At 39.8% G+C, this 2,762-nt stretch carries 4 protein-coding genes; all 4 read left to right on the plus strand.

Features of this window, described 5'->3' with window-relative positions; translation table 11 throughout:
* Positions 1-318 precede the first annotated feature (318 nt).
* The 4 genes from ACJMMI_RS05555 to ACJMMI_RS05570 all read left to right on the plus strand — a co-directional run bounded on the left by ACJMMI_RS05555 (position 319) and on the right by ACJMMI_RS05570 (position 2,490).
* Positions 319-1,023, plus strand: coding sequence for an AzlC family ABC transporter permease (locus ACJMMI_RS05555; RefSeq protein ID WP_405354218.1), 705 nt, complete (start codon positions 319-321; stop codon positions 1,021-1,023).
* Positions 1,020-1,352, plus strand: coding sequence for a branched-chain amino acid transporter permease (locus ACJMMI_RS05560; RefSeq protein WP_405354219.1), 333 nt, complete (start codon positions 1,020-1,022; stop codon positions 1,350-1,352). Before ACJMMI_RS05555 ends, ACJMMI_RS05560 begins: the two co-directional genes overlap by 4 nt.
* A gap of 79 nt (positions 1,353-1,431) precedes the next feature.
* Positions 1,432-1,584 (plus strand): hypothetical protein, encoded by a 153-nt coding sequence (locus tag ACJMMI_RS05565; RefSeq protein ID WP_405354220.1) that lies wholly within the window; start codon positions 1,432-1,434, stop codon positions 1,582-1,584.
* Between the two features lie 33 nt (positions 1,585-1,617).
* Positions 1,618-2,490, plus strand: coding sequence for a DUF5131 family protein (locus ACJMMI_RS05570; protein WP_405354221.1), 873 nt, complete (start codon positions 1,618-1,620; stop codon positions 2,488-2,490).
* Positions 2,491-2,762 lie beyond the last annotated feature (272 nt).

Raw genomic sequence — 2,762 nt, forward strand, 5'->3', positions numbered from 1 at the left:
GGGCTTTGCCCACACCCACAACCTTTGAAAAAGGTTGACCAAATTTTTATGTCCGAGTAGAAAGCATAGACAATCTCAAATCTTTTAACTCTCGACCGTTACTAAGTCATTGTCGGGAAAAAGAAAATTATTATTTGCAAACTATCTTATAATGTACAAACAGACTGCAACGCCGTAAAAAGTATTGCAGTCTGTTTTATGATTAAAGCTTTAGATTTAATTTTAAATCAAGAAAATAAATATGTTGTTTCAAAATAGAAATTTGACTAATTGCGTAAAATTATCTATAATTAAGTCAGATTTATTAAGGATGGTTTTATGGACGGAAAAATAATGAAAGCGTTTAAGTCGGCATTTCCGCACACAGTTCCGATATTTGCCGGCTTTTGCTTTTTAGGAATGACCTATGGAATATATATGAATGTGTCAGGCTTCAGCTTTTGGTATCCAATGCTTATGAGTCTGACAATTTTTGCAGGCTCTATTGAATTTGTGGCAGTGAATATGCTGCTCGGTGCGTTCAATCCCTTGCAGGCACTTGCTGTTACATTTATGATAAACGCAAGGCATTTATTCTACGGAATTTCTATGCTCGACAAGTACAAAGGTACAGGCATTAAAAAATTCTATCTGATATTCGGAATGTGTGATGAAAGCTTTTCAATCAACTGCTCGGCAGACATACCAAAAGATGTTGACAAGGGTTGGTTTATGTTCTTTGTTACGCTGTTAAATCATATGTACTGGGTTTTCGGTGCAACAATGGGCGGAATTTTCGGCTCACTGATTACGATAAAGCTTGAAGGACTCGACTTTGTAATGACCGCAATGTTCGTTGTAATCTTCCTTGAGCAATGGCTTAAAGAGAAAGACCACACAAGCTCATTGCTCGGACTGTTTTTGTCATTTGTTTGCTTGCTGGCATTTGGTGCAGACAATTTTATGATACCGTCAATGCTTGCAATCTTCATTGTGCTTACCCTCTCCAAAAAGCGACTTGAGAAAGGGGGCAGACTGCAATGACTGTAACAGAACAAATAATAACAATAGCAATGGTTGTGCTCGGCACAATGCTTACACGATTTTTACCTTTCCTTGTGTTTCCGTCAGATAAGCCAACACCAAAATTCGTGCAGTATCTCGGCAAAGTTCTGCCGCCTGCAATATTTGGTTTGCTCGTCATTTACTGCCTAAAAAGTGTAGATGTACTAAGCGGAACTCATGGAATCCCCGAGCTTATAGCAATTCTTGTAGTTGTAGCTCTGCACCTTTGGAAAAGACAGATGATACTTTCCATAGCAGGAGGCACAATCTGTTATATGCTATTAATTCAGTTGATACCTGTATTTTAGGAGAAATAATATGTATGTGTATTATAAAAAATGCAAATGCATCTACAGTACATATCGGGTAAACGGGGAGGACAAGCCTGTGTTCTATTACCAAAGCAGTGCACCCGATGTACTGCCGTACGAAGTCGGCTTTGAAGAAGTGCATTACGGTTTGTGGTGTCATTTTTTAAGTGATGAAGAATACAGAAAAACAGAAGAATATTTAGATAGGCTTGATAGAGAACAAACTTAGTCTGCAACAATTTATTACCATTTTGGAGGACTTATGCACGATATTTGGAACCCATGGCACGGCTGTGTAAAGTACAGCGAAGGTTGCGACAACTGCTATATGTATTTCCTTGACAAGGCAAGGAACAAAAACGGCAGAGATATTTACCGCACAAAGCAGGGCTTTTATTATCCTCTGCAAAAAGATAAATTTGGCAACTACAAGGTTAAAAGCGGTGAGCTTATAAGAGTGTGTATGACCTCTGATTTCTTTTTAAAGGAAGCTGACGAGTGGCGAATGGAGGCGTGGAGCGTTATGCGTCATCGTCCCGATGTTAAATTCTTTTTACTCACCAAGCGCATAGAGCGTGTGCGTGAATGTCTGCCAAAGGACTGGGGCAACGGCTGGGAAAATGTTATGCTCAATGTCACCTGTGAAAATCAGCGTAGGGCGGACGAGCGTATTCCAATCCTGCTTTCCTTGCCGTTCAAACACAAAGGTATAATGGTCGCTCCGTTCATCGGCGAGGTTTCCGTTGATGAATATTTAAAATCAGGTCAGCTTGAACAGGTAATATGCGGCGGTGAAAATTATGACGGTGCAAGGCCATGTAATTTTGACTGGGTAAAAAACCTGCAAGCCGAGTGCAAGAGTGCAAATGTCACCTTTTGCTTTATTGAAACAGGCACAGTTTTCATCAAGGACGGCAAAACCTACCTTATGCCCAAAAAACAACTGCAAAGCGAGATGGCATATAAATCGGGTATGAATTTTATCGGAAAACCAATCAACTGGAAGCTATGCGACAGATTCGGAGATACAATTCCTAAAAGCAAGCTATATGTACCGCACTATGGTAAGAACTGCGAAAAATGCGGCAGTCGCCCAATTTGCAACGGCTGTTCAGATTGCGGAAAATGCGGTTAAAGCTATATAAAGCAGGCTCTGTTTTAAATGTTGGGTGATATTGATAAATTATGGTTTAGCAACGGTCGAGAAATTTTTGCCTGAATTATTACAGACTTTATACTTGAAAATAAAAATTTGGTCAACCTTTTTCAAAGGTTGTGGTGTGGGCAAAGCCCACAATATTTTAGATTAAGCAAAATTATGATAGCCAAACAGCCTGCTGTTTGGCGACTTGAACGCAACGGCGAAAACCTTATAACTGCGACAGCAACACAAAAAGCCATTTTTCT

It is taken from the genome of Ruminococcus sp., assembly GCF_045129435.1.
GTDB lineage: Bacteria > Bacillota > Clostridia > Oscillospirales > Acutalibacteraceae > Ruminococcoides.